This is a genomic window from Phyllobacterium sophorae, assembly GCF_003010965.1.
GTDB lineage: Bacteria > Pseudomonadota > Alphaproteobacteria > Rhizobiales > Rhizobiaceae > Phyllobacterium > Phyllobacterium sophorae.
Map to the genome: position 1 here is coordinate 45449 of NZ_PGGM01000013.1, position 22205 is coordinate 67653.

General features: G+C 58.0%; 20 protein-coding genes. 10 read left to right on the top strand and 10 right to left on the bottom strand.

Features of this window, described 5'->3' with window-relative positions:
* Positions 1-7 precede the first annotated feature (7 nt).
* Complete coding sequence (locus tag CU103_RS23045; RefSeq protein WP_106666380.1) at positions 8-1165, bottom strand: PA0069 family radical SAM protein; 1158 nt, start codon at positions 1163-1165, stop codon at positions 8-10.
* Between the two features lie 106 nt (positions 1166-1271).
* On the opposite strand from CU103_RS23045, the gene CU103_RS23050 reads away from it, so the two are divergent.
* A complete protein-coding gene (locus CU103_RS23050) occupies positions 1272-1814 on the top strand; it encodes a glycosyltransferase (RefSeq protein WP_106666381.1) in 543 nt (180 codons plus the stop codon).
* Between the two features lie 5 nt (positions 1815-1819).
* Here the strand turns inward: CU103_RS23050 and moaB are convergent, their stop codons facing one another.
* The 6 genes from moaB to CU103_RS23080 all read right to left on the bottom strand — a co-directional run bounded on the left by moaB (position 1820) and on the right by CU103_RS23080 (position 5461).
* On the bottom strand, positions 1820-2374 hold the full coding sequence (gene moaB / locus CU103_RS23055) for a molybdenum cofactor biosynthesis protein B (RefSeq protein WP_106666382.1): 555 nt from the start codon (positions 2372-2374) through the stop codon (positions 1820-1822).
* Positions 2375-2376: 2 nt separating this feature from the next.
* Complete coding sequence (locus CU103_RS23060) at positions 2377-3261, bottom strand: 4-(cytidine 5'-diphospho)-2-C-methyl-D-erythritol kinase (protein WP_106666383.1); 885 nt, start codon at positions 3259-3261, stop codon at positions 2377-2379.
* Between the two features lie 5 nt (positions 3262-3266).
* Positions 3267-3452, bottom strand: coding sequence for a hypothetical protein (locus CU103_RS23065; RefSeq protein WP_106666384.1), 186 nt, complete (start codon positions 3450-3452; stop codon positions 3267-3269).
* An 85-nt stretch (positions 3453-3537) separates the two neighbouring features.
* The gene (locus CU103_RS23070; protein WP_106666385.1) at positions 3538-4395 is read right to left on the bottom strand and encodes a S49 family peptidase; all 858 of its coding nucleotides are present in this window, start codon (positions 4393-4395) and stop codon (positions 3538-3540) included.
* A gap of 73 nt (positions 4396-4468) precedes the next feature.
* On the bottom strand, positions 4469-5236 hold the full coding sequence (locus CU103_RS23075; protein ID WP_106666386.1) for a tRNA1(Val) (adenine(37)-N6)-methyltransferase: 768 nt from the start codon (positions 5234-5236) through the stop codon (positions 4469-4471).
* Positions 5237-5239: 3 nt separating this feature from the next.
* Positions 5240-5461 carry a putative signal transducing protein gene (locus tag CU103_RS23080; RefSeq protein WP_106666387.1) on the bottom strand — a complete coding sequence of 74 codons (222 nt, stop codon included), beginning with the start codon at positions 5459-5461 and terminating at the stop codon, positions 5240-5242.
* 177 nt (positions 5462-5638) lie between these two features.
* Between CU103_RS23080 and CU103_RS23085 the strand changes: the two genes are divergently transcribed.
* The 4 genes from CU103_RS23085 (at position 5639) to glyS (ending at position 11993) form a co-directional block, all read left to right on the top strand.
* Positions 5639-6655 (top strand): polyprenyl synthetase family protein, encoded by a 1017-nt coding sequence (locus tag CU103_RS23085; RefSeq protein WP_106666388.1) that lies wholly within the window; start codon positions 5639-5641, stop codon positions 6653-6655.
* 149 nt (positions 6656-6804) lie between these two features.
* The gene (locus CU103_RS23090; RefSeq protein WP_106666520.1) at positions 6805-8607 is read left to right on the top strand and encodes a tetratricopeptide repeat protein; all 1803 of its coding nucleotides are present in this window, start codon (positions 6805-6807) and stop codon (positions 8605-8607) included.
* A 156-nt stretch (positions 8608-8763) separates the two neighbouring features.
* Positions 8764-9699 carry a glycine--tRNA ligase subunit alpha gene (locus CU103_RS23095; protein ID WP_410010372.1) on the top strand — a complete coding sequence of 312 codons (936 nt, stop codon included), beginning with the start codon at positions 8764-8766 and terminating at the stop codon, positions 9697-9699.
* Complete coding sequence (glyS, locus tag CU103_RS23100; protein WP_106666390.1) at positions 9699-11993, top strand: glycine--tRNA ligase subunit beta; 2295 nt, start codon at positions 9699-9701, stop codon at positions 11991-11993. Before CU103_RS23095 ends, glyS begins: the two co-directional genes overlap by 1 nt.
* 31 nt (positions 11994-12024) lie before the next feature.
* Here the strand turns inward: glyS and CU103_RS23105 are convergent, their stop codons facing one another.
* Entirely contained in the window at positions 12025-12411 is a 387-nt protein-coding gene (locus tag CU103_RS23105; RefSeq protein ID WP_106666391.1) for a hypothetical protein, read from the bottom strand.
* Between the two features lie 169 nt (positions 12412-12580).
* Between CU103_RS23105 and CU103_RS23110 the strand changes: the two genes are divergently transcribed.
* The 3 genes from CU103_RS23110 to CU103_RS23120 all read left to right on the top strand — a co-directional run bounded on the left by CU103_RS23110 (position 12581) and on the right by CU103_RS23120 (position 15910).
* Positions 12581-13570: an L-threonylcarbamoyladenylate synthase gene (locus CU103_RS23110; protein WP_410010304.1), complete on the top strand. Its 990-nt coding sequence runs from the start codon at positions 12581-12583 to the stop codon at positions 13568-13570.
* On the top strand, positions 13567-14982 hold the full coding sequence (locus tag CU103_RS23115) for an FAD-binding oxidoreductase (protein WP_106666393.1): 1416 nt from the start codon (positions 13567-13569) through the stop codon (positions 14980-14982). The genes CU103_RS23110 and CU103_RS23115 overlap by 4 nt, the downstream gene beginning before the upstream one ends.
* A 355-nt stretch (positions 14983-15337) precedes the next feature.
* Complete coding sequence (locus CU103_RS23120) at positions 15338-15910, top strand: DUF6101 family protein (protein WP_106666394.1); 573 nt, start codon at positions 15338-15340, stop codon at positions 15908-15910.
* Positions 15911-16579: 669 nt separating this feature from the next.
* On the opposite strand, the gene ubiA is transcribed toward CU103_RS23120, so the two are convergent.
* Positions 16580-17575, bottom strand: a complete 996-nt coding sequence (gene ubiA / locus CU103_RS23125) for a 4-hydroxybenzoate octaprenyltransferase (protein ID WP_106666521.1) — start codon at positions 17573-17575, stop codon at positions 16580-16582.
* A 140-nt stretch (positions 17576-17715) separates the two neighbouring features.
* Here ubiA and purD point away from each other — a divergent pair, with 140 nt between their 5' ends.
* Positions 17716-19002 (top strand): phosphoribosylamine--glycine ligase, encoded by a 1287-nt coding sequence (gene purD, locus CU103_RS23130; protein ID WP_106666395.1) that lies wholly within the window; start codon positions 17716-17718, stop codon positions 19000-19002.
* On the opposite strand, the gene CU103_RS23135 is transcribed toward purD, so the two are convergent.
* On the bottom strand, positions 18997-20175 hold the full coding sequence (locus tag CU103_RS23135) for a glycoside hydrolase family 25 protein (RefSeq protein WP_106666396.1): 1179 nt from the start codon (positions 20173-20175) through the stop codon (positions 18997-18999). The genes purD and CU103_RS23135 overlap by 6 nt on opposite strands.
* A 247-nt stretch (positions 20176-20422) precedes the next feature.
* Between CU103_RS23135 and CU103_RS23140 the strand changes: the two genes are divergently transcribed.
* Entirely contained in the window at positions 20423-22195 is a 1773-nt protein-coding gene (locus CU103_RS23140; protein ID WP_106666397.1) for an acyl-CoA dehydrogenase family protein, read from the top strand.
* The last annotated feature ends 10 nt before the right edge of the window (positions 22196-22205 follow it).

Genomic DNA, 22205 nt, shown 5'->3' on the forward strand with positions numbered 1-22205 from the left:
CGCCGCTCTAGAACAAGGACAGCTGTTCGTTTCCGGGCGCCGGCGAGAAAAGGTCGGTTCGCAGCCGCCGCTTGCTCAGGTTGAGGCCTAGGCGTTTGGCCGCTATTTCGAACCGCCGTCCGATCTGCCAGGCATAGGGGCCTTCGCCGCGCATGCGTTTGCCCCATTCCGCGTCATAATCCTTGCCGCCGCGCATGGACCGTACGAGCGACAGGACATGGCGATAGCGGTCCGGATAGTTGCGCAACAGCCATTCCTTGAAGATCGGGCTGACTTCCAGCGGGAGTCGCAAGAGCACATATCCTGCTTCCAGCGCTCCCATTGCACGGGCACTGTCGAGCACGCGCTCGATCTCGTGATCGTTGAGCCCTGGAATGACCGGCGCCACCATCACGCTGACTGGAATACCCGCGTCGGACAGGCTGCGAAGTGCCTGCAAACGCCGCGTTGGCGTCGAAGCACGAGGCTCCATCGTACGCGCCAGCTTTCCATCCAGCGTCGTAACTGACAGGGCGACCTTGGCGAGACCTTTTTCTGCCATGCGCCCCAGAATGTCCTGATCGCGCATCACAAGGGCGGATTTGGTAACAATCCCAACGGGATGCTGGTGCGCCTCCAGAACCTGCAAGATATCACGCATGATGCGCCATTTCTTTTCGATTGGCTGATAGGGGTCGGTATTGGTGCCAATTGCAATGGTTTTTGCCGTATAGCCCGGTCGCGACAGTTCCTTGTCCAGCATCTTGGCAGCGTCTGGCTTGGCGAAAAGCTTCGACTCGAAATCCAATCCTGCTGACAAGCCCATATAGCTGTGGGTGGGGCGAGCAAAACAGTAGATGCAGCCGTGCTCACAGCCGCGATAGGGATTGATCGAGCGGTCGAAACCAATATCGGGCGAGTCATTTCTGGTAATGATGGTGCGCGGCTTCTCGATCTGAACTTCGGTTTTGAACGGCGGCAAATCCTCGATCGTTTCCCAGCCATCGTCGTAGACATGACGGCTTTCCGCTTCGAAACGTCCGGACGGATTCATCCCCGCGCCGCGGCCACGCCGGCGTTCCTGGTCGATCCGCAGACCGGCTTCTTCGATCAGGGCATTGGCATGCTGTGCGCGGCCTTGCCCGAAAGCGGCCCTGTCGGCTTGCACCACAATGTTCATTTGCATTCTCCTTGGCAAGAAGCGAAACGAGTCGCTTGTCACGGCCGCAACATGAATACATTCCTATCAAATTTGGAGAACAAAGCAAGAACAATCTGCGCCAAAAGGAGTGATGGAAATTCATTTAATAATACTATATTGGCTCCTGATGATCTCCGTCCTGATTGAAACGCATAATTCGGATGAACTCCTGGCCAGGACGCTTGGCGCTCTTGTCGGCGGCGCCGTCGAAGGCCTCTTGAGCGACGTCGTTATTATCGACCACGGCTCTACTGACCAAACCCACCGTGTTGCGGATCAGGCGGGTTGTATCTTCCTGCAGGATCAGACTCTGATCGACGGGTTCCGGCGGGCTCGGAGTGACTGGTTGCTTTTTATCGAACCCGGAGCAAGGCTGCTCGACGGATGGATGGAACCGGTGGCTGTCCATGTGGAGCGCATGCAGGGCCCTGCGTGCTTCACGCGGTCTCACACGCACCGCCGGCCATTTCTCAACCGGGTGTTCTCACCCAGCAATCCGCTGGCCGAAGGGCTGCTGATTTCAAAGCGCCAGTCGATGGCTTTGTTCAATCCCGGGAAGACGGCGGTTGATCTCGCGCGTGGGCTCGCCATGAAGCGGCTCAGAGCAGAAATTATTCCAGCAGCGCTGAAATAGTAGCTCTAACTCTTGCCGCCACTGCGCTTCAGATGCTCGTCGAGCCGCGGCATGATCTCGACGAAATTGCACGGCATGTGCCGGTAATCCAGCTGGAATTGCAGAATATTATCCCAGGCATCCTTGCAAGCGCCGGGCGAGCCGGGAATCACAAACACAAAAGTCGCGTTCACCACCCCGCCAGTCGCGCGGGACTGAATCGTCGACGTGCCGATCTTGTCATAGGAAATGCGGTGGAACACTTCGGAAAAGCCGTCCATGCGCTTCTCGAAGATCGGTTCCAGTGCTTCAGGCGTGACATCGCGTCCGGTAAAGCCGGTACCGCCGGTGGTGATTACCACGTCGATCTGCGGATCCTTCGACCAGGAAAGCACGCGGTCGCGAATTTTCTCGCGGTCGTCGGTGACGATGGCGCGCTGCGCCAATGTATGGCCAGCGGCGAGGAGACGCTCGGCCAGTATACTGCCCGATTTGTCGTCCTCCAGCGTGCGCGTATCGGATACCGTCAGGAGGGCGATCTTGACCGGCACAAACGGGCGCGTTTCATCGATGCGGGCCAAGTTCAGTCTCCTTCCATGACGCTATTTGTGGCGACGACGAACCAGTCGGGGTTGCTCTGTTTGAGCTTTGCGGCCGCCGCTTCAGCGTCGGCGTCGCTATCATAAATCGCAAAGCACGTGCCACCGGAACCGGACATGCGCACCAGCCGCGGGGTGGTATTTTGCAGCGCGTTCATCGTATCGCCGATTGCCGGTGTCAGCTTTTCAGCCGCTGAAAACAGGTGATTGCCGGTCTCGGCCAGGTAGGTGCAGACATCGCCAACGGTGAAAAGGTCAGGCATTTCGGGCAGGGGAGGATTGTCGCGTCTTTCCAGCACAGCAAATACCTGCGGCGTTGAAATTGATACGCCGCTGTTGGCGAGAACCATGGGCAAGTGCGGAAAAGCAGCCAGGCGCTCGATATCTTCGCCGATTCCCTTGGCGACGAGCGGCCGGCCCTGCAGGCACATTGGGACATCTGCTCCCAGCGGCAACCCGATTTCGGCCAGTTGCGCCACGTCTGCTTCGACGCGCCAAAGCGCCGCCAGAGCACGCAGCGTCGCGGCAGCGTCACTCGACCCGCCGCCAATGCCAGAGGCGATCGGGAGATATTTCTCAAGGTGTATGGCGACCGGTATGGCCTGCTCGGGAAAGCGTCTGCGCAGCGCATTCCTGGCTTGAAGCACCAGGTTGTCTTCATCGTCCGGCAACCTGCTTCCAAACGTCCCGGACATTTCAAATGTATCGGCCGCGGACCGCTTGACGCTCACCCTGTCGCCAAAGCGAGCAAACACCACGAGACTGTCGAGAAGATGATATCCATCGCTCCGCCGTCCGGTCACATGCAGTGCCAGATTGATCTTCGCCGGAGCAATCAGGCTGATCGTGCCATCGAGACTGTCAAGCATTGCAGTCAGTCTTTGCGCAGATGGTATTCACCCGTCTCGGGATCCTGCACCAGTGTGCCCTGTGCACGGTTCTGCACTTCTTTTTCTGCCTCGCGCACGCGCTGCGATACCCGTTGTGCTTCTCGCTTGAAAGAACGATAACCGTAGTACGCCGCGGCACCGACAAGCGCAAAAAAGATTAACTGTGCCATCGTCTATCCCTCGACTACCGGTATTGTTTCCCTAGGCCTACCATATCACGGACCCGGCCTTAGGCCCAAATACTCTATTGCCCGCTCAAAGTCCGAAACGCGACCAGAGCGCGCGTTCTTCTGCGGCTTCGATGAGCCCGTTGGCAAAACCCGAACCAAGCCCGCCTCCATTGATATCCACTGACGAAACCTTGCGCCCGAACAAACCGCGTGGGGCCGAAATCAGCCTCAACCTGGTTTTCGGACCGTATTGCGATTGGAGATAGGAGCGCATGTCGCCAAGACCATCGACAAGCCCGAGTTCCATCCCACGCGTTCCTGTCCAGAACAGGCCGGTAAACAAATCAGGATTGTCGCTGAGCTTCTCACCGCGCCTTTCCTTGACCAGGTTGATGAAGGTCTCGTGAATTTCGAGCTGCAACGCCTTCAGATGCTCGACGTCTTCCTTGTTTTCGGGCCGGAACGGGTCAAGGGTGGCCTTGTTCCTGCCGGCCGTATGCACCCTTCGTTCAACCCCGATTTTCTTGATGAGATCGGTAAAGCCAAAACTGGCCGAAACGACGCCAATGGAACCGACAATGGACGAGGGGTCCGCGATAATCTCATCGCCGGCGACAGCAATCATGTAACCGCCCGATGCCGCGACATCCTCGACGAACATATAGACTTTCTTGTTCTTTTCCGTCGCCAGATCACGAATACGCCGGTAAATCAGCCGCGATTGTACGGGCGATCCACCGGGAGAATTGATGGAAATGGCCACTGCCGGTGCATCCTTCTCTGCGAATGCCTTCTCCAGAACAGCAGCTGTCGACGCGAGTGACAGGTTTTGCCGGAAGGGACCACCGCCCGTCATGATTACGCCCTGCAGACGAACAACAGGTATCTCCTGATAATCGGGACGCCAGCGGCGAGGTAGTAATTTCCGGATGAATCGGACCAAGCGTCTCTCCTTTTGAAGTGGTGCCGTCAGGACCATGTAGGTGGCGTGCGGAAAATCACAATGCTACTACAGTCTAAAAAAGCGAGGTCAATCCATTGTTGATGGCGATTGCCCGCTCGGTAAATCCATTACCCGCCTCATGATGCATGATCAAAGCCGGGTATAGCGACAGGCCCGCACGGCTCCCGCTAACGCCTTTGATAACAATGCGTATGGCAGCGTCTTGCGGCCTTGGCTGTACGGGAACGATGATCAAACCGCCAAAGCGGCCCCGTAGGGCATCAAGCAGATCGGTGATCGACGCAGGTCGGGCAATGATACCGATTGAGCCGCCGGGCTTGACGATGGCAGCCGCAGTCCTGATCCACCGTTCCATCATGCCGTGCGTCATGACATGGGCTTCCGCCTTGACCGGGTCGGGCGTGGAGCGGTCGGTCGGGAGGTTGAATGGCGGATTCATGATGGCAAAATCAAAACTGTTGTCGCTGAGGCCGGTTGCCGTGCGCGACTTGCCGGTCAGCGTGACATCAGCCTCGATGACCTCGGCCCGGCCGCGAAACGCTTTGTTTTCCTCCAATGCCAGCGAACGCCGGGCGAAATCAGCCATGAATTCCGAGCGTTCTATCAATGTTGCCTGTGCGTCCGGACAGCGGGAAAGCACGGCAAGACCTGCGGCGCCGGCGCCGGCGCCAAGATCGGCGACACGGCCTGAAAATTCATTCGGCACGACACTTGCGAGGACCATGGCATCGACGCCCGAGCGATGTCCTTTCGCCGCTGGCTGCAGCAGATGAAACCTGCCGCGATGAAATGCGTCGATCGTAACGTCGGTAGCAAGCATCGGTCAGTCGCGCAGCTCCTGTGCAATGCCCGCATCCTTGAGAAGTTGCCGTGCTTCCTTTTCAAGGTCGCCGTCCACCATGACCCGGCGTGCGAGAACTCCGAGTGAACCTTCAAGAATGCTCATGTTCGAATCCGCAATGAAATGCCCGATCCCGGCTTCCTTCAACAATGATTCCACAAATGAAATCAGTACCGGATCGTTGGTGCGCATTATTTCAATCATGTCATTCCCGTTATGGCATGGTGCAAAACGCCGTGCCTCATTAGATGAAATTCTGATCAGGCCCTTATCACGAATTTGTAACTCGTGCCATTTTTGCGCGCCAATTCGCCGCTTGCGGGTTATAGGCTGTCTAAATAAGGTGTCGCCGCATCATGCCAGAACCGTAGGAGTTTCGTTTTGGGCGTCGTTGTCAGTCTGGAAGATAAGAAAAACAACACAGGATCAGTGCCACCGCTGATCGACCTGACCAAGGCGGATATGGGCCGCGTCAATGAACTTATCCTGTCGAAGGCCGGTTCTGACGTCGAGATGATTCCGGAAGTTGCCAACCATCTGATCTCATCCGGCGGCAAGCGGCTGCGCCCGATGATCACGCTCGCTGCGGCCCGCATGTTCGGTTACCAGGGCGACGGTCACATCAAGCTGGCGACCAGCGTCGAGTTCATGCACACAGCAACGCTTCTGCACGACGACGTGGTCGATGAGAGCGATCTGCGCCGCGGCAAGCGCACGGCGCGCATGATCTGGGGCAATCAGGCCAGCGTTCTCGTTGGGGATTTCCTGCTTGGCCAGGCCTTCAAGATGATGGTCGATGTCGGTTCTCTGGAAGCACTCGATGTGCTTGCGACATCGGCGTCGGTGATTGCCGAGGGCGAGGTGATGCAGCTGGCGGCGGCCAAGAACCTCGAAACAACCGAAGATGAGTACCTTGCGGTGATCAAGGCCAAGACGGCCGCGCTTTTCTCTGCTGCCGCCGAGGTAGGTCCGATTGTCGCATCCGCATCGCGGACCGATCGGCAGGCGCTACGCTCTTATGGCCTCAATCTCGGGCTGGCATTCCAGCTCGTTGATGACGCTCTGGATTACGGTGGCAATGCCAAGGATCTCGGCAAGAATACGGGCGATGATTTCAGGGAAGGCAAGATCACCCTTCCGGTCGTCTTGACCTATCGTCGCGGCACTTCCGAAGAACGGCTTTTCTGGAAGGATGCGCTGGAAAACGGTGCAAATGACGACAAGGGATTGGAAAAAGCCAAAGGATTGATGACGCGTTACGGCGCACTTGGTGATACAATACAGCGCGCGCGGCATTTCGGCGGCATCGCACGGGACGCGTTGGCTCCGCTCGATAAGTCACCGCAAAAAGATGCACTTCTCGAAGTCATCGATTTTTGCATCAGCCGGGTCAATTGATGGTTCGCGAAGACACGCCCTGTATGGTGCGTGGCCCGGTTTCGATCCAATCTTTCAATGAACCTTGAGAGAAAACCGTAAAAAGGCCATGGTTTCCTTGAGGATTCGGGTAATCATGTCAAATTTGGGCAATGAAGAGGGTTTTTGTTATGCAGCGCAGTAAATTGCTTGGCTCGATCATGGGCGCAACACTTGCTGCGTTTACCGTGGGAGCCGCCGCCGCCGAAGCAGCGACAACCAAAGCGCCGGCCTTGAATGCCGGCACTCTCTCTGGCGCTTTTCTTTCTGCGCGAACTGCGGAGCGCGGCAACGATTTTGCCAGCGCGATTTCCTTCTATCGTCAGGCCCTGGCCTATGACCCGAAGAACACGGAGTTGCGACAGAGCCTGTTGCTGGTGCTTTTGACTGACGGTCAGTTCAAGCAGGCATTGCCAATCGCGGAAGAACTTAAGTCGGTTCCGGAAATCGAACGGTTTTCGCGGTTGGCTCTCGGTATCGATGCCCTCAACAGGAAGCAGTACCAGAAGGTTAACACCCTGATGATGCTGTCGCTCCAGTCGGACCTGGATCGCATGATCACGGGACTTATTTCTGCCTGGGCCAAGGCCGGATCCGGCAAGCCGAATGAAGCCTTGTCCATGATTGACAAGTTGCAGGGGCCGGAAGGCTTTACGCTGTTCAAGACCTATAGTTCCGCACTGATTGCCGATATGGCCGGACAGAAAGACAAGGCGGCCGCCTTCTATCAAAGCGCTCTCAATGACAAGGCCAATGTTTCTGCCGCGCCCGACACCTATGAGCGTCTCGTTGAAGCCTATGCTTCCTTCAAGATACGCACCGGTGATCGGACAGGTGCGGAAGCTTTGGTGAAGGAAGCCTCTGATATGCTTTCGGGGCGCATGGTTCTCGTCGAATTCAACAAGCAGATCGCCGGTGCCAAGACCGTCAAACCCTTGATCCAGACACCGCAGCAGGGCGCCGCGGAAGTACTTTATACACTTGCTACCGCAATCAATCGCAATGGTGGAGAAGCCTTCTCGAAGCTTTATCTGCAGATGTCGCTACCCCTGCGTCCCGACCATGATGCAACGCTGTTTCAGCTCGGTGACATCAGCGCGAAATTGGATCAGTCGGACAAGGCAATCGACTATTTTGGCCAGATCTCAGCCGATTCAGCCTATAGCCGCGATGCGCAAATGCAACTCGCGATAAACTTGGCGATCCTGAAGCGCAACGACGAAGCGATCCAGCACCTGAACGGACTACTGGAGAGCAATCCGCAGGACATGCGCACCTATCTGGCGATCGGCAGCATCTACTCGCAGGACAAGGACTACCGCAAAGCGGCTGATACCTATGACAAGGCCGTGGCAGTCCTCAAGCAGCCGGTGCGCAACGACTGGACGATCTTCTATCAGCGTGGCATTGCCTATGAGCGGCTGAAGGAATGGGACAAGGCGGAGCCGAACTTCCTGAAGGCACTGGAACTTTATCCGGACCAGCCCCAGGTGCTCAATTATCTTGGCTATTCCTGGATCGACATGAACACGAAGCTCGAACAGGGGCTGGATCTCATCAAGAAAGCCGTCGATGCCCGCCCTCAGGACGGTTACATCGTCGATTCGCTCGGCTGGGCCTATTATCGCCTGGGCCGTTACGACGATGCCGTCACCCAGCTTGAACAGGCCGTAAAACTGCGGGCGGAAGATGCGACGATCAACGACCATCTCGGCGATGCCTACTGGCGGGCGGGACGCAAGCTGGAGGCGACGTTCCAGTGGGCGCACGCGCGTGACTCCAAGCCTGAGCCTGAAGATCTCGTGAAGATCGAGGAAAAGCTGAAGAACGGCCTGCCCGATGAAAAGGACCCGGGCGTTGCGAAGAACGGCGTCGACGCGCCGAAGCCACCTGTCGAACCGGCGCCGGTGCCAGCTCCCGACAAGAAGGGTTGAGTTCTCCTTTTGCTTGACCGGCTGGAGTGCAGGTCTTAGAGCATGATCCCGAAAAGTTGCATGACTTTTCGGATCAGATCGTGTCCCGAACAAGATATGCACTCCATTCCTTCTCGTCAAAAAGGCCGTCCGGTGTCCGTTCCACTTCCCGATCATATGCAGCCGACCCGCTCGTTTCAGGGGCTCATTCTGACGCTTCATAATTATTGGGCGCAGCATGGCTGCGTGATCCTGCAGCCCTATGACATGGAAGTGGGCGCCGGTACGTTCCATCCCGCAACCACATTGCGTTCGCTCGGTCCCAAACCGTGGAAGGCAGCCTACGTACAGCCCTCACGCCGCCCGAAGGATGGGCGCTACGGCGAAAACCCCAACCGGCTGCAGCATTACTACCAGTACCAGGTCATCATGAAGCCGTCTCCAGCCAATCTTCAGGAGCTTTACCTCGGCTCGCTGCGGACGATCGGTCTCGACCCGTTGATGCACGATATCCGCTTTGTCGAGGACGACTGGGAAAGCCCGACGCTGGGCGCCTGGGGGCTCGGCTGGGAATGCTGGTGCGACGGCATGGAGGTTTCGCAGTTCACCTATTTCCAGCAGGTCTGCGGCATCGAATGCGCCCCTGTTTCCGGCGAACTGACCTATGGTCTGGAACGCCTCGCCATGTATGTTCAGGGCGTCGACAACGTCTATGATCTCAACTTCAATGGCCTTGAAGGCGATGAGAAGGTCACCTATGGCGAGGTATTTCTGCAGGCCGAGCAGGAATATTCGCGGCACAATTTCGAGCACGCCAATACAACGGCATTGCTCCGCCATTTCGAGGATGCGGAAGCCGAATGTGAAGCACTGTTGAAAGCCGGCGCGCCCAAGGAGGGCGACAACAGCCCGATGCACAAGATGGTGCTCCCGGCCTATGATCAATGCATCAAGGCCTCGCACGCCTTCAACCTCCTCGACGCGCGCGGCGTCATCTCGGTGACCGAGCGGCAGAGCTATATCTTGCGGGTACGCAACCTCGCTCGTCAATGTGGCGAGGCCTTCCTTCTGACGGAAGCCGGCGGAGCCAATTTCAGAAGCGAGTCCGTATAATGCCTGATCTTTTGCTTGAACTCCGCTCGGAAGAAATTCCCGCACGCATGCAGCGCAAGGCCGCGGGAGACCTGAAGAGGCTCGTGACCGACGGTCTGGTGGAGGCCGGCCTGACCTACGAGGCTGCAGGCGATTACTGGACGCCGCGCCGCCTCACTCTCGATATTCGTGGCCTTACCGCACGCTCCAAGGATGTGCATGAGGATCGCAAGGGCCCAAGCGTCAACGCGCCAGAACAGGCGATCGCCGGCTTTCTGCGTTCCGCAGGGCTCTCAGATATCTCCGAGGCCCATATTCATACCGATCCGAAGAAGGGCGATTTCTACGTCGCCCATCTGACCAGGCCCGGCCGCGGCGCCGAAGAGATCATCGCCGAGCTGATGCCGAAGATCATTCGCGAGTTTCCCTGGCCGAAGTCCATGCGCTGGGGTGCTGCGTCATCGAAGCCGGGCAGCCTCCGCTGGGTGCGTCCGCTGCAATCCATCGTCTGCACTTTCGGTCCCGAAACTGAAGAGCCGGTTGTCGTCGACTTCGAAATCGACGGCCTCCGCGCCGGCAATGTAACCTATGGCCATCGCTTCCTGAGCGACGGCCAGCCGATCACGGTTCGCCGTTTCGACGATTATGTGGCGAAGCTCGAAAAGGCCAAGGTTGTTCTCGATGCTGATCGCCGCAAGGAAATGATCCTTTCCGATGCCCAAAATATTGCGTTCGCATCCGGACTTGAGCTGGTCGAGGACGAGGGGCTCCTCGAAGAGGTGTCGGGATTGGTCGAGTGGCCTGTGGTGCTGATGGGCGAGTTCGAGGAAGAATTCCTCGCCATCCCTCCGGAAGTCATTCGCTTGACGATCAAGACCAACCAGAAATGTTTTGTCACGCGCAAGCAGGGCGAGAGCGAAAGCCTGTCGAACAGGTTCATTCTCATTTCCAACATCGAAGCAACCGATGGCGGCCGCGAAATCTCCTATGGCAATGGCAAGGTGGTTCGCGCACGCCTGTCCGATGCGCTGTATTTCTGGAATACCGATCAGCACGACCTGCCTGACATGCACACGCTTGCCGCTGCAGGGATCAAGTTTGACCTCGATCTGAAGAAACCGCTGGATCAGCGCATGGCCCGGCTCGATGCCCTGAACGTCACATTCCACGCCAAGCTTGGAACACAAGGTGAGCGCGTCACCCGCATCAGGGCGCTTGCTCGCGACATTGCCCCATTGGTGGGTGCCGATCCTGCTTTGGCCATGCGAGCGGCTGTGCTGGCCAAGGCCGACCTCACGACGGAAATCGTCGGCGAGTTCCCTGAATTGCAGGGTGGCATGGGCCGCAAATATGCGCTGCTGCAGAAAGAACATCCTTCGGTTGCCGCCGCGATAGAGGAACATTACAAGCCGCAGGGTCCGTCCGATTTCGTGCCAACCGATTCGGTCTCGGTCACGGTCGCGCTTGCGGACAAGCTCGATACGCTTGTCGGTTTCTGGGCGATCGACGAAAAGCCCACCGGTTCGAAGGACCCCTTCGCCCTCCGGCGTGCCGCTCTAGGCGTTATTCGTCTGCTGCTTTCGAGCGATTGGAAAATCGAACTTCTGCCTGTTTTCCTTTCGGCCTTCGCACAGTTGCGCGAAGACAATATCGAACAGCGTGTCGAACAGTTCGAAGATCGCCAGGCCGCGCAGCAGTCCGGCGATGTCGATGGTGAGGAAGACGTCATCAACGCGATCTCCAGCTTCGAAAAGCATGTGCGCGACGAGGTGGCACAACGGGCTCGGCCGGTTCTCTTCGACCTGCTGTCCTTCTTCCATGAGCGTCTGAAAGTGCACCTGCGTGATCTTGGTGCCCGTCACGACCTTATCGATGCGGTCCTCACCGACGGCGCGGACAACCTGTTGCTGATCGCACGCCGCGTCGAAGCGCTGGTGGTCTTCCTCAACACCGAAGACGGCAAGAACCTTCTGGCCGGCACCAAGCGTGCCGCCAATATCTTGAGCGCCGAAGAGAAGAAGGGCACGGTCGTATCCGACGCCGTCGCTCCAGCTCTTTTCAGTCTCGATGAGGAAAAGCAACTCTATGCCGCGGTGAATCAAGCTGAGAGCCAGGCAGCGCAAGCGATTCAAAAAGAAGACTTTTCCGGCGCAATGATCGCGCTTAGCGTTTTGCGCGAACCAGTTGATTCATTCTTTGAGAAAGTACTGGTTAATGACGAGAATCCGGACGTTCGCGCCAACCGTTTGGCACTGCTTTCGCGTATTCGTACCGCGACAAATACGGTAGCGGACTTCTCGAAAATCGTTGGATAATAAGAAGATAGGCGCGAAACTTCGCGCCTTGCTATTGTACCCCCGCGCGAAGCGGCGTTGCCGCCACGTCAACAATTACCTTTTCCTGCGGTGGCTGGCCGGCCGGAACCAGTGGCGCGGCATTGGCGGCGATCAGCGAGTCGGAACTGGCGGGAACTTCCTTGCCCTGCAGGCGCGCCATATATTGCCGGGAGCGTTCTCGCCTTGCCGCATAGGCCTTGAGGCGCGCGGCCTCTTCGGCACGCTTGGCCTGACAGGGTGTGCAAATCGGATTGCCCTCCGCATCGAAACTGTCATAGCCGACATAAGAAACGGAATTCGGCCTTGCCGCAGGTCCCATCACCTCGATGGAATCCCCCGCATGGACGGATACCGTAAACAGCGCAATGGCAGTTGCGGCAATGATCTGGCGAAGCATGGCAATCAGTCCCCGTTCGTTTCTTGACCACTCCTAACAGCCATTCATTGCCAAGCCTTATGCCGGATCGATTCAATTTTAAGCATGACCTCATTCAGTGCGTTCATCAGCTGATACTTGCAGCAGGTTACCACCATCGTGTAGGCAGTGCTCACGATCGGAGATTTCCTTGGCCCGGATCATGGGAACAGATGAGCAGGCAGTACGGACGGCAGCCATTGTGCTCGCCGAGGGCAAACTTGTCGCCATTCCAACTGAAACTGTCTACGGCCTTGCTGCGGATGCCACCAATGGCGAAGCAGTCGCCAGCATTTTCGAGGCGAAGGGCAGGCCGCATTTCAATCCGCTGATCTGCCATGTTTCGGATGTCTCCATGGCGGAACGCTATGCGGTCATCGACCCGCAGTCGCGGCGGCTCATCGACGCGTTCTGGCCGGGGCCACTGACGCTCGTGCTGCCTTTGAAGGCAGACACGGCAATCCATCCACTGGTCGCGGCGGGACTTGATACCATAGCGCTGCGCATGCCGCGCGGCGTTGCCGGAAAGATCATCGCTGCCCTCGACCGCCCCTTGGCGGCCCCCAGCGCCAACACATCCGGCAAGATCAGCGGAACGAGTGCGCCTGCCGTCGAGGATGACCTTGGCGCCAGGATTGCCCTGATCCTCGATGCCGGTCCATCCGAGGTGGGGCTGGAGTCCACGATCGTCAAAGTCGATGGCGATGCGGTTCAGCTGCTCCGTCCCGGCGGCCTGGCGGCGGAAGACATAGAAGCCTTCATCGGCAAAAAGCTTGAACGCATAGATCAGCGTTCTGCCATTGAAGCCCCGGGAATGTTGGCCTCGCATTATGCGCCAGCAGCGGGCGTTCGGCTCAATGTGCATGAGGTGCGGGAAGGCGAGGCCTTGCTTGCCTTCGGGCCGGTGCGCGCGAGTGGCGCTGCCCTTGCCGCGGCAAGCCTCAATCTCAGCGAGGCCGGAAATCTGCGCGAAGCTGCCGCCAACCTCTTTGACTACATGAAACGCCTTGATCGCCTCGGCAGTGCTGTGATCGCCGTAGAGCCGATCCCTTTTAACGGACTTGGCGAGGCCATCAATGACCGGCTTGTCCGTGCTGCCGCGCCGCGGATACCCTCGATGACTGTGGAACAGATAAAATGACCCTGACGCCTGACCTTGTTCAACGCTTCATTGCGATTGTCGGTGAAAAGAATGCGCTGCGCGATCCGCGCGATATCGAGCCTTATCTGATCGAGCCGCGCGAGAAATTCGGTGGCAAGACGTCGATGGTTCTGCGGCCGTCCGAAGTTGAAGAGGTCTCGGCAATTCTCAAGCTGGCGACCGCAACCGGAACGGCTATTATTCCCCAAGGCGGCAATACGGGCCTCGTCGGCGGTCAAATGCCGGATGAAAGCGGTCAGCAGGTTATCCTGTCCCTGTCGCGGTTGAACAGGATCCGCTCGATCGATCCGGCCGGTAATCTCGCCATTGTCGAGGCAGGCGTTGTGTTGAAGACGCTGCAGGACGCTGCCGAGAACGAGGGCAGGCTGTTTCCGCTCTCGCTCGGTTCTGAAGGCTCCTGTCAGATTGGCGGCAATCTCTCTTCCAATGCGGGTGGGACTGCGGTTCTCGCCTACGGCAATACGCGTGAGCTTTGCCTCGGCGTCGAGGTTGTTCTGCCGACGGGCGAGATCCTCAACGATCTGCGTTATGTCAAGAAAGACAATACGGGCTATGATCTGAAGGATTTGTTTGTCGGCGCAGAAGGTACGCTTGGGGTAATCACAGCGGCAGTGGTGAAGCTGTTTCCGCTACCGAGAGGAAAAGGCGTCGCCTATGCTGGCCTCGCCAGTCCGGAAGATGCTTTGAAACTCCTTGGACTGGCGCAGGGTCATGCAGGCCCATCGCTTACCGGTTTCGAACTCATGCCGCGTATTGGCGTGGAGTTCTCCGTCGCTCATACGGACGGCGTGCGTGATCCGCTTGATGCCCCGCATCAATGGTATGTTCTCATCGACATTTCCTCGTCACGATCCGCGGAAGATGCACGCGAAACCATTGAAGCAATTCTGATGGAAGCCTACGAGGCGGGACTTGTAGAAGACGCAGCAATCGCTGACAGCACGGCCCAGGAAAAATCGTTCTGGCATATGCGCGAGGCCATGTCGCTTGCGCAAAGACCGGAAGGCGGATCGATCAAGCACGATATTTCCGTGCCGGTCGCAAAGATCCCGGATTTCATCGCAGAAGCCGATGCGGCTGTGCTCGATCTGATCCCCAGTGCGCGCATCGTTTGCTTCGGGCACATGGGCGATGGCAACTTGCACTACAACATCTCCCAGCCGGTCGGCGCCGACAAGGAGGCTTTTCTTGCCCGCTGGGTAGAAATCAACAAGCGGGTACATGACATTGTCCGTTCCTATAAAGGCTCGATCTCGGCCGAGCACGGCATAGGTCAGTTGAAGCGCAAGGAGCTTTCGGAAACCAAATCGCCCGTGGCATTGGATCTGATGCGCCGGATCAAGAAATCCTTCGATCCTGCGGGCATAATGAATCCGGGCAAAGTGCTCTGAAGTTCTCAGAGCACATTTGGAAAATCACTGCGGAGACTGAGATGGAGTGAGTTCCGGGAACCGGAACGCAGCGGTTGCTGTGAGTACCTGGCGCAGAAAATCACGTCAGATGAATGGCGCAGGAGAGTTCCAGGCTCTCAATCTTTTGTTCATGCCTATTACCAAAATCTTGGGGCTGGTTGGGTTTCGATAACCATCCTTTTTGATCAGAAACAGTTAACCCAGTTCGTTAAGCGGGATTGGGAAAGTTGGCGCCTATTGTTTCCCCATACGAGACCAGAAAATGGTCCGCTCTACAGGGAAATACAAAGAGAAGACCGGAAAACCGGCTCTCAGGATCGACAGAAGGCGTCACATGAAGAAAACCGGAGCCAAGCCGGTTTGGGCAGGTCGGGAGTTCCGGCTTGACCCATTCCATCTACCACAGACGGTCACCTATGCCACGCGCGACGATCGCGGCGACATCACCTTCACGCTGCACGAACGGGGTGCTGTGGTGAAGCGGTTGTTGCCGGCGAGCCATCTGCCAGTCTCGCTCGCCTTGCCGGCCTGCGCTTTTTTAGGCGTGACAGCACGGGCCACTGAAGATGACATCGGGGACATCACCGTAACTCTGGAGCTGATGCACACAGACCCGCATCTTTCGGTGCCGCTGCTGGTCGCGCATGACCTCAATGACATTGCGGCCGATTGGCGCGCCTGGTCGTCACTTTTCAAACTGCCGATGATGCTCGTCGAAGAAGACGGTGTTGCGCGGCAGCTCGATCAGAGCATCGGCCCGGTTGCAGTTTCAGCGCCAAAGGAGCGTCGTCAGGGTCGCGAACCGCGCCGCCGCCGTCCTCGCTTTCTTGCCCGCCGCAAGGTTGGCGATCTTGGCCTGCGTCTTGTGATTGGCGGCGAGGAGATTATTGCTCAGGGCGCGAAGTAGCGGTTCTTAACCCGGCAGCGATGTCGCGCTGGCCAAGTGCCAGAAATCGCAAGAGAGGGATCGTTTCGCGATGATCTCGCCGTGGTTGAAAAGCACCTTCCTCTCCGTCATCCTCGGGTCAAGCCCGAGGATGACGGAGAGGGAGACACCCTGCGATTATTGGAGAAGAAGGTGCCTGTCGACCCTTGCACGATCTCACCGCACGCAAAATAATGCTGCTAACTTATCCAACACCTGCAAACCTCGTTTATCCTAACCCCGTCCTTTCCATGGGGAGCTGCTTCCGGAGCCGTTCGAAAGTGGGGGAGGACGGCGTGTCGATGTGCGGGCAACGGACCCGGGCAGCGGCCGACCTGTTCGTCTTCGGAGGTCAATCTGCCTGACACACAGATATTGCCTGCGTTGTTGATGCCGACGCCAATTGTGCGGACACTGCACCGACGGCGACGATGGGCCCGGACTCCAGGCGCTCATCCACTCGCCCCGCGGAACAGGCAGAAGCCGGCCGGCAGGGGGAAAACGTCAGCGGGCGGTCTTCGGATCGCATATACCTTCTACCAAGACGCGCTTCGACGACCGCCCGTCTTCCCTAACCACTCAATGGCCAGACTCAGAGAATGAGGGCGTGGCGGGGGAAAGCCACACCCGGTTCTTTGACATCGCGATGGTCTAGAAGAGTGGCTTGACGACGGTCCACAGCCCGCCAAATACCAGGCCGAGGAAGATCAGCCAGCCGACGATGGTATTCGACTTGAACAGCCGCAGGCATTCGGTCGGGTTGTCAATGTCGAGGGTCATGATCTGCCGGTACATATGCGCGCCGGCAGCCAGCAGCCCGGCAACGGCGGGCATTTGCACTTCGGCAACGGCAAAAGCCCCTAGGAACAGGCCCAGCGCGCCGCCATAGAGAACCACCAGGGCTTCGCGCGTCCGGCTGCCAAATAGTCTGGCTGTCGAATGTACCCCCACCAGTGCGTCGTCCTCCTTGTCCTGATGGGCATAGATCGTGTCATAGCCGATCACCCACAGGATCGATCCCGCATAGAGCAGGACGGCTGGCCAGTCGAGCGAGCCGAAATGTGCGGACCACCCGACAAGCGAACCCCAGGAAAAGGCAAGGCCAAGAACGAGTTGCGGCCAGTTGGTGATTCGCTTCATGAAGGGATAGATGGCGACAATCACCAGCGATCCGATCGCAAGGACAATTGTGAAGAAGTTGAACTGAAGGACAACCGCCAGTCCTGCCAGTGCTTGCAGGACCAGGAAGATCTTGGCTTGCTTGCGGGTCACCTGACCGGAGGGAAGCGGCCGCGAGCGGGTACGCGCGACCTTGTTATCGATATCCTCGTCGGCAAGATCATTATAGGTGCAACCAGCGCCGCGCATGGCTATGGCGCCAATCAGAAACAGGGCCAGATGATAGGGTGAAGGCAGTACCGACCAGAAAGGGTCGCCGACTTTTGCACCTGCGCTCGCCGAAAGCGCAGTCGCCCACCAGCACGGCCACAACAGGAGCCACCAGCCGATGGGCCGGTCCCAGCGTGCCAGCTGCGCATAGGGCCAGAGCCAGTTCGGCAAGGTGCGATAGACCCAATGGCCCGACGGCGCATCGAAAACACGGCCACGGGTTTCCGTTGACTGGATAATGTCTTTTTCTGGTGTCATGGTTTGACCTTGGCCAGCGGCCAACTCCGCAGTCAAGCACTATACGCGGTTTTTCAGGGCAAATTTGCGATTGTAAGCTTGACCCCTTGGCCTCAAGGCCATACCGACACGGCAAATCTTCTCAATGCGGAGCAATCTCGATGAATGTCTTGCTGATAGGTTCCGGTGGCCGTGAACACGCGCTGGCATGGAAGATCGCAGCTTCGCCAGTTCTGACCAAACTCTACTGCGCGCCGGGCAATCCGGGGATTGCGAGCGTTGCCGACTGTGTCGCTCTCGATCCAGCCAAGCACGCGGAGATCGTTGCGTTCTGCAAGCAGAACTCCATCGACTTCGTGGTCGTTGGCCCCGAGGCTCCGCTGGTTGCCGGGATCGCCGATGATCTGCGGGCGGCGGGCATCTCGGTGTTTGGACCATCCAAGGCGGCGGCACGTCTGGAAGGTTCCAAAGGCTTCACCAAGGATCTCTGCGCCCGCTTCAACATACCGACAGGTGCCTACCAGCGCTTCACTCAAGCGGAAGCGGCCAAAGCCTATGTCCGCCAGCAGGGCGCACCGATTGTCGTCAAGGCCGATGGCCTTGCTGCTGGCAAGGGCGTCGTCGTTGCTTTCGAAATTCAGGAAGCACTCGACGCGGTGGACGCATGCTTCGACGGAGCGTTCGGCGGTGCCGGTGCAGAGGTTGTGGTGGAAGAGTATCTGGATGGTGAAGAAGCCAGCTTCTTCTGCCTGTGCGACGGCAAGACGGCACTGCCCTTCGGGACGGCGCAGGATCACAAGCGCGTTGGTGATGGCGATACGGGAGCGAACACCGGGGGCATGGGCGCCTATTCGCCTGCCCCGGTGATGACGCAGGACATTATCGACCGCACCATGCGCGAACTGATCGAGCCGACCGTGCGCGGCATGGCGGAAATCGGCTCGCGCTTCAGTGGTGTGCTGTTTGCCGGTCTGATGATCACCAAGGATGGTCCGAAGCTCATCGAATACAACACGCGCTTCGGCGATCCGGAAACGCAAGTGCTGATGCTGCGCTTGAAGGACGACGTCCTGTTGTTGTTGAAGGCCGCAGCCGACGGTGCGCTGGACCAGATGTCGGTGCGCTGGAACGACAACCCTGCGCTGACCGTGGTCATGGCGGCGAGAGGCTATCCTGCAGCGCCGGAAAAAGGCAGCGTGATCAGGGGCGTCGATGCAGCCGCTGAGAGCGAAGCGGTCGAGATATTCCATGCGGGAACCGCGGAAAACAATGGCGAACTTGTCGCCAATGGCGGCCGCGTGCTGAACGTAACAGCGAGCGGCAAGACTGTGCAGGAAGCCCAAGACGCAGCCTATGCCGCAATTGCCAGGATCGATTGGCCGCAAGGCTTCTACCGGCACGATATTGGCTGGCGAGCGATCGCGCGTGAGAAGGGCGATAGCCTATAGGAATGGCGTCAGGGCAGGGTGGCGGATGAGGTCTGTCACTTCTAAAGTAGAGCCAACTTTCTTCAGACATGCCGGAGACACCGCAAAAATCGGATAGCGGTTGATATGGTCCATCTGGTGGGCGACGGATCGGCTTAACGAAGCAGACAACGCATCCACAGTCAGTGTCTTGGCGCGAAACCGGCTTATTGGCTGCAGCAGCACGGACGCCGTCATCGTCCCATCAACCGCAGCCTTGCCGCCGGAATTGACAGTGAGCAAAGGTCGCGCAGAGGCCACCAATACATTGGGCTGGCTGACCGGTTTTGTATCGGGCTTTGGCAGATCATTGGGCGGTATGGCTTTGACAAGCTCACCGAAGGGCCAGGCTCTCTTCAGTTCCGGCACCGTCATGTCGGCGATATTGACGTCGATGTCGCGGTTTGTCCCGGGCGGGCGGTAGGGACAGCGCTGCTTGTTGCAATTGCTCTGGGATGTGAATTGCCAGAGCGCATAGTCTTGCCAATTGCCCTTGGGGAAATGCGGAGCAATGTCCGATTCATAACGCGCATACCAGAGCGGCAAGCGCGAGAGGATCGGGAATTCGAGTCTGTGATCGGCAATGTACTTCGCCGTAATGCCATTTGTATAAAGAATTGGGTAACGCCCGGCGCGGAATTTGACGTGTTCGGCGAAAATCTCCGCATCGCGGAGGGACATGAATTTCTCGGGGTCGTTGTTCTCGATGTCAATCGCGATCAATTCATCGGCGGTTGGCTCGGTGTAGTCGATAAAGTGATTGGCTTGCTCGATCGGATTCCCGGGACGCCCAAGGTGATAGGCACCCCATTTCAAACCGAGCGCTTTAGCGAGGGCCCGGCGCGTCTGGTACAATTCGCGCGACACCGAATAGTTGCGCCATATGCGCTTGCACAACTCCTGCTGCATCGGATCCCTGATGCGCGTGCAATGGTAATTGGCGGGCATACCATCAGAGCCCTTGTGGATGAAGCCGGCGACCCGTTCGTCCCTGACGATTTCAGCCAGGTTGAAGGAGTTTTGCTCGTATCCGTCGAGAACGATTGCCCGTTCCTTGTTTGACCAGGGCGACTGGAATTCGGACTCCGCAAACGTCGGCCCGCCCGAAAAAAGGGCGGCAACCACCAAAGCAAAAGCACGCACGCCGATCGTCAAATACGGTTTCCCTCACCCTTCGCGGTCAAGTCTCCAGCCCCATAGTACCGGACGATGGTCACTGCATCGCGGTTAATATACCGTTACTCACCGTTAAATGCGGTTTTGAAATGGCAATCGGATACCCATTCTCCACCCCGAAGAATGAATATCTTACGTTTACGTAAAAATACGCTTGCCTTGAGCACCTTCGCAGTTGCAATGTGCGGCCCGCAACAAGCATCACCGCATGAGGAGACTGTGATCCATGTACCGCGCGCCTGTCGAGGAAATCGCCCACACCCTGAAAGTTGCCGGACTGGAAAGGGCCATTGCGCAAGGCCGTTTTGGCGACCTGTCGGACGATCTGGTTGACGCCATCCTTGAAGAAGCCGGAAAGTTTGCCTCGACGCGCGTCGCGCCGTTGCTCGAAATTGGCGACAAACACGGCACGCCGCTCAAGGATGCCGCGGTCACGATGCCGCCGGGCTGGAAAGACGTCTATCACGAATGGAGTTCCAGCGGCTGGAATGCATTGACCGGAAAGGAAGAGTTTGGCGGGCAGGGCCTGCCAATGATGCTGGCCATTGCAACTTTCGAGATGTGGAACTCGGGTTCGATGGCGTTCGGTATCGGTCCGACTCTTACACTCGGTGCCATTGAGGCGCTGGATGCCCACGCGACCGACGAGCTGAAGCGAACCTATCTGCCAAAGCTTGTTTCGGGTGAGTGGATGGGAACGATGAACCTGACAGAGCCGCAGGCGGGTTCCGACGTCGGCGCATTGCGGACCAGAGCAGAGCGGGCCGAGGACGGCACTTACCGGATTTTCGGCAGCAAGATATTTATCACTTACGGCGAGCATGATCTGACGGAGAATATCATTCACATGGTCCTCGCGCGGCTGCCCGACGCTCCTGCCGGTACCAAGGGCATCTCGCTGTTTCTGGTGCCAAAGTTCCTCGTTAATGCAGATGGTTCGCCCGGAGCGCGCAACGACGTCTTTTGCGGCGGCATTGAGCACAAGTTGGGCATTCACGGTTCACCCACCTGCACGATGATCTACGGCGATGGATTTGCGAAGGATCGGGAGCCTGGCGCCGTAGGCTGGCTGATCGGCGAGGAAAACCGTGGTCTTGCCTGCATGTTCACCATGATGAACAACGCGCGTCTCGCCGTTGGCATTCAGGGGGTAGCGGTGGCCGAAGCTGCCTATCAGAAGTCCCTTGCCTTTGCCCAAGAGCGCCGTCAAATGCGCGCGCCAGGCTGGACAGGTGCGGGGATAAGCCCGATCATCGAACATCCAGACGTCCAGCGTAACCTGCTGACGATGAAGGGGCTAACCGGTGCCGCGCGCTCCATAGCCTATGCTTGCGCACACGCACTCGACATGGCGAAGACAGGTAGCGGTGACGATGCCCGTTATTGGACCGATCGTGCCAATCTGCTGACACCCGTTGCCAAGGCGTTCTCGACTGACATCGGCGTGGACGTTGCCTCGATCGGTATCCAGATCCATGGAGGCATGGGGTTCATCGAAGAAACCGGCGCGGCACAGTTTCTCCGCGATGCGCGCATCGCGCCAATCTATGAAGGCACCAACGGCATCCAGGCGATCGACCTCGTCCAGCGCAAATTGCCGCTTGGCGGCGGCGACCATATCAAGGGCTATATCGCCGAACTGCGCATTGTGGCGGATGCTGTTACTGCGTTGAACAGCGCCGACTTCGGAGACACGGGAAAACGCCTTCAGGCGGCTCTCGACGCTCTTGAGTCAACCAGCGCCTGGCTGCAACAGGCAATTGGCAAGGGTGAAATCCGCGAGGCATATGCTGGTGCCACGCCCTATCTGCGCCTCTTTGGCCTGGCGGCCGGCGCCACCTATCTCACGAAAGGGGCACTAGGTGGTGAAAACGCCGGACGCATAGCGCTGGCGCGATTCTTTGCCGAAAATCTCCTGTCCGAAACGAATGGGCTGAAAGATCGCATCATTCACGGCGGGGCCAGCTTGCTTGGCGCTCGTTCCGCTCTCGCGTCATAAAGGGAATTCC

Bases quoted from the DNA above. Each gene is read 5' to 3' on its own strand.
- CU103_RS23075 (WP_106666386.1), bottom strand. From the start codon at position 5,236: ATGCTTGCTACCGACGTTACGATCGACGCATTTCATCGCGGCAGGTTT.
- glyS (WP_106666390.1), top strand. From the start codon at position 9,699: ATGCCTGATCTTTTGCTTGAACTCCGCTCGGAAGAAATTCCCGCACGC.
- CU103_RS23065 (WP_106666384.1), bottom strand. From the start codon at position 3,452: ATGGCACAGTTAATCTTTTTTGCGCTTGTCGGTGCCGCGGCGTACTAC.
- CU103_RS23095 (WP_410010372.1), top strand. From the start codon at position 8,764: ATGCAGCCGACCCGCTCGTTTCAGGGGCTCATTCTGACGCTTCATAAT.
- CU103_RS23120 (WP_106666394.1), top strand. From the start codon at position 15,338: ATGAAGAAAACCGGAGCCAAGCCGGTTTGGGCAGGTCGGGAGTTCCGG.
- CU103_RS23045 (WP_106666380.1), bottom strand. From the start codon at position 1,165: ATGCAAATGAACATTGTGGTGCAAGCCGACAGGGCCGCTTTCGGGCAA.
- CU103_RS23105 (WP_106666391.1), bottom strand. From the start codon at position 12,411: ATGCTTCGCCAGATCATTGCCGCAACTGCCATTGCGCTGTTTACGGTA.
- CU103_RS23080 (WP_106666387.1), bottom strand. From the start codon at position 5,461: ATGATTGAAATAATGCGCACCAACGATCCGGTACTGATTTCATTTGTG.
- CU103_RS23060 (WP_106666383.1), bottom strand. From the start codon at position 3,261: ATGCTTGACAGTCTCGATGGCACGATCAGCCTGATTGCTCCGGCGAAG.
- purD (WP_106666395.1), top strand. From the start codon at position 17,716: ATGAATGTCTTGCTGATAGGTTCCGGTGGCCGTGAACACGCGCTGGCA.
- ubiA (WP_106666521.1), bottom strand. From the start codon at position 17,575: ATGACACCAGAAAAAGACATTATCCAGTCAACGGAAACCCGTGGCCGT.
- CU103_RS23090 (WP_106666520.1), top strand. From the start codon at position 6,805: ATGCAGCGCAGTAAATTGCTTGGCTCGATCATGGGCGCAACACTTGCT.
- CU103_RS23050 (WP_106666381.1), top strand. From the start codon at position 1,272: ATGGAAATTCATTTAATAATACTATATTGGCTCCTGATGATCTCCGTC.
- CU103_RS23115 (WP_106666393.1), top strand. From the start codon at position 13,567: ATGACCCTGACGCCTGACCTTGTTCAACGCTTCATTGCGATTGTCGGT.
- CU103_RS23140 (WP_106666397.1), top strand. From the start codon at position 20,423: ATGTACCGCGCGCCTGTCGAGGAAATCGCCCACACCCTGAAAGTTGCC.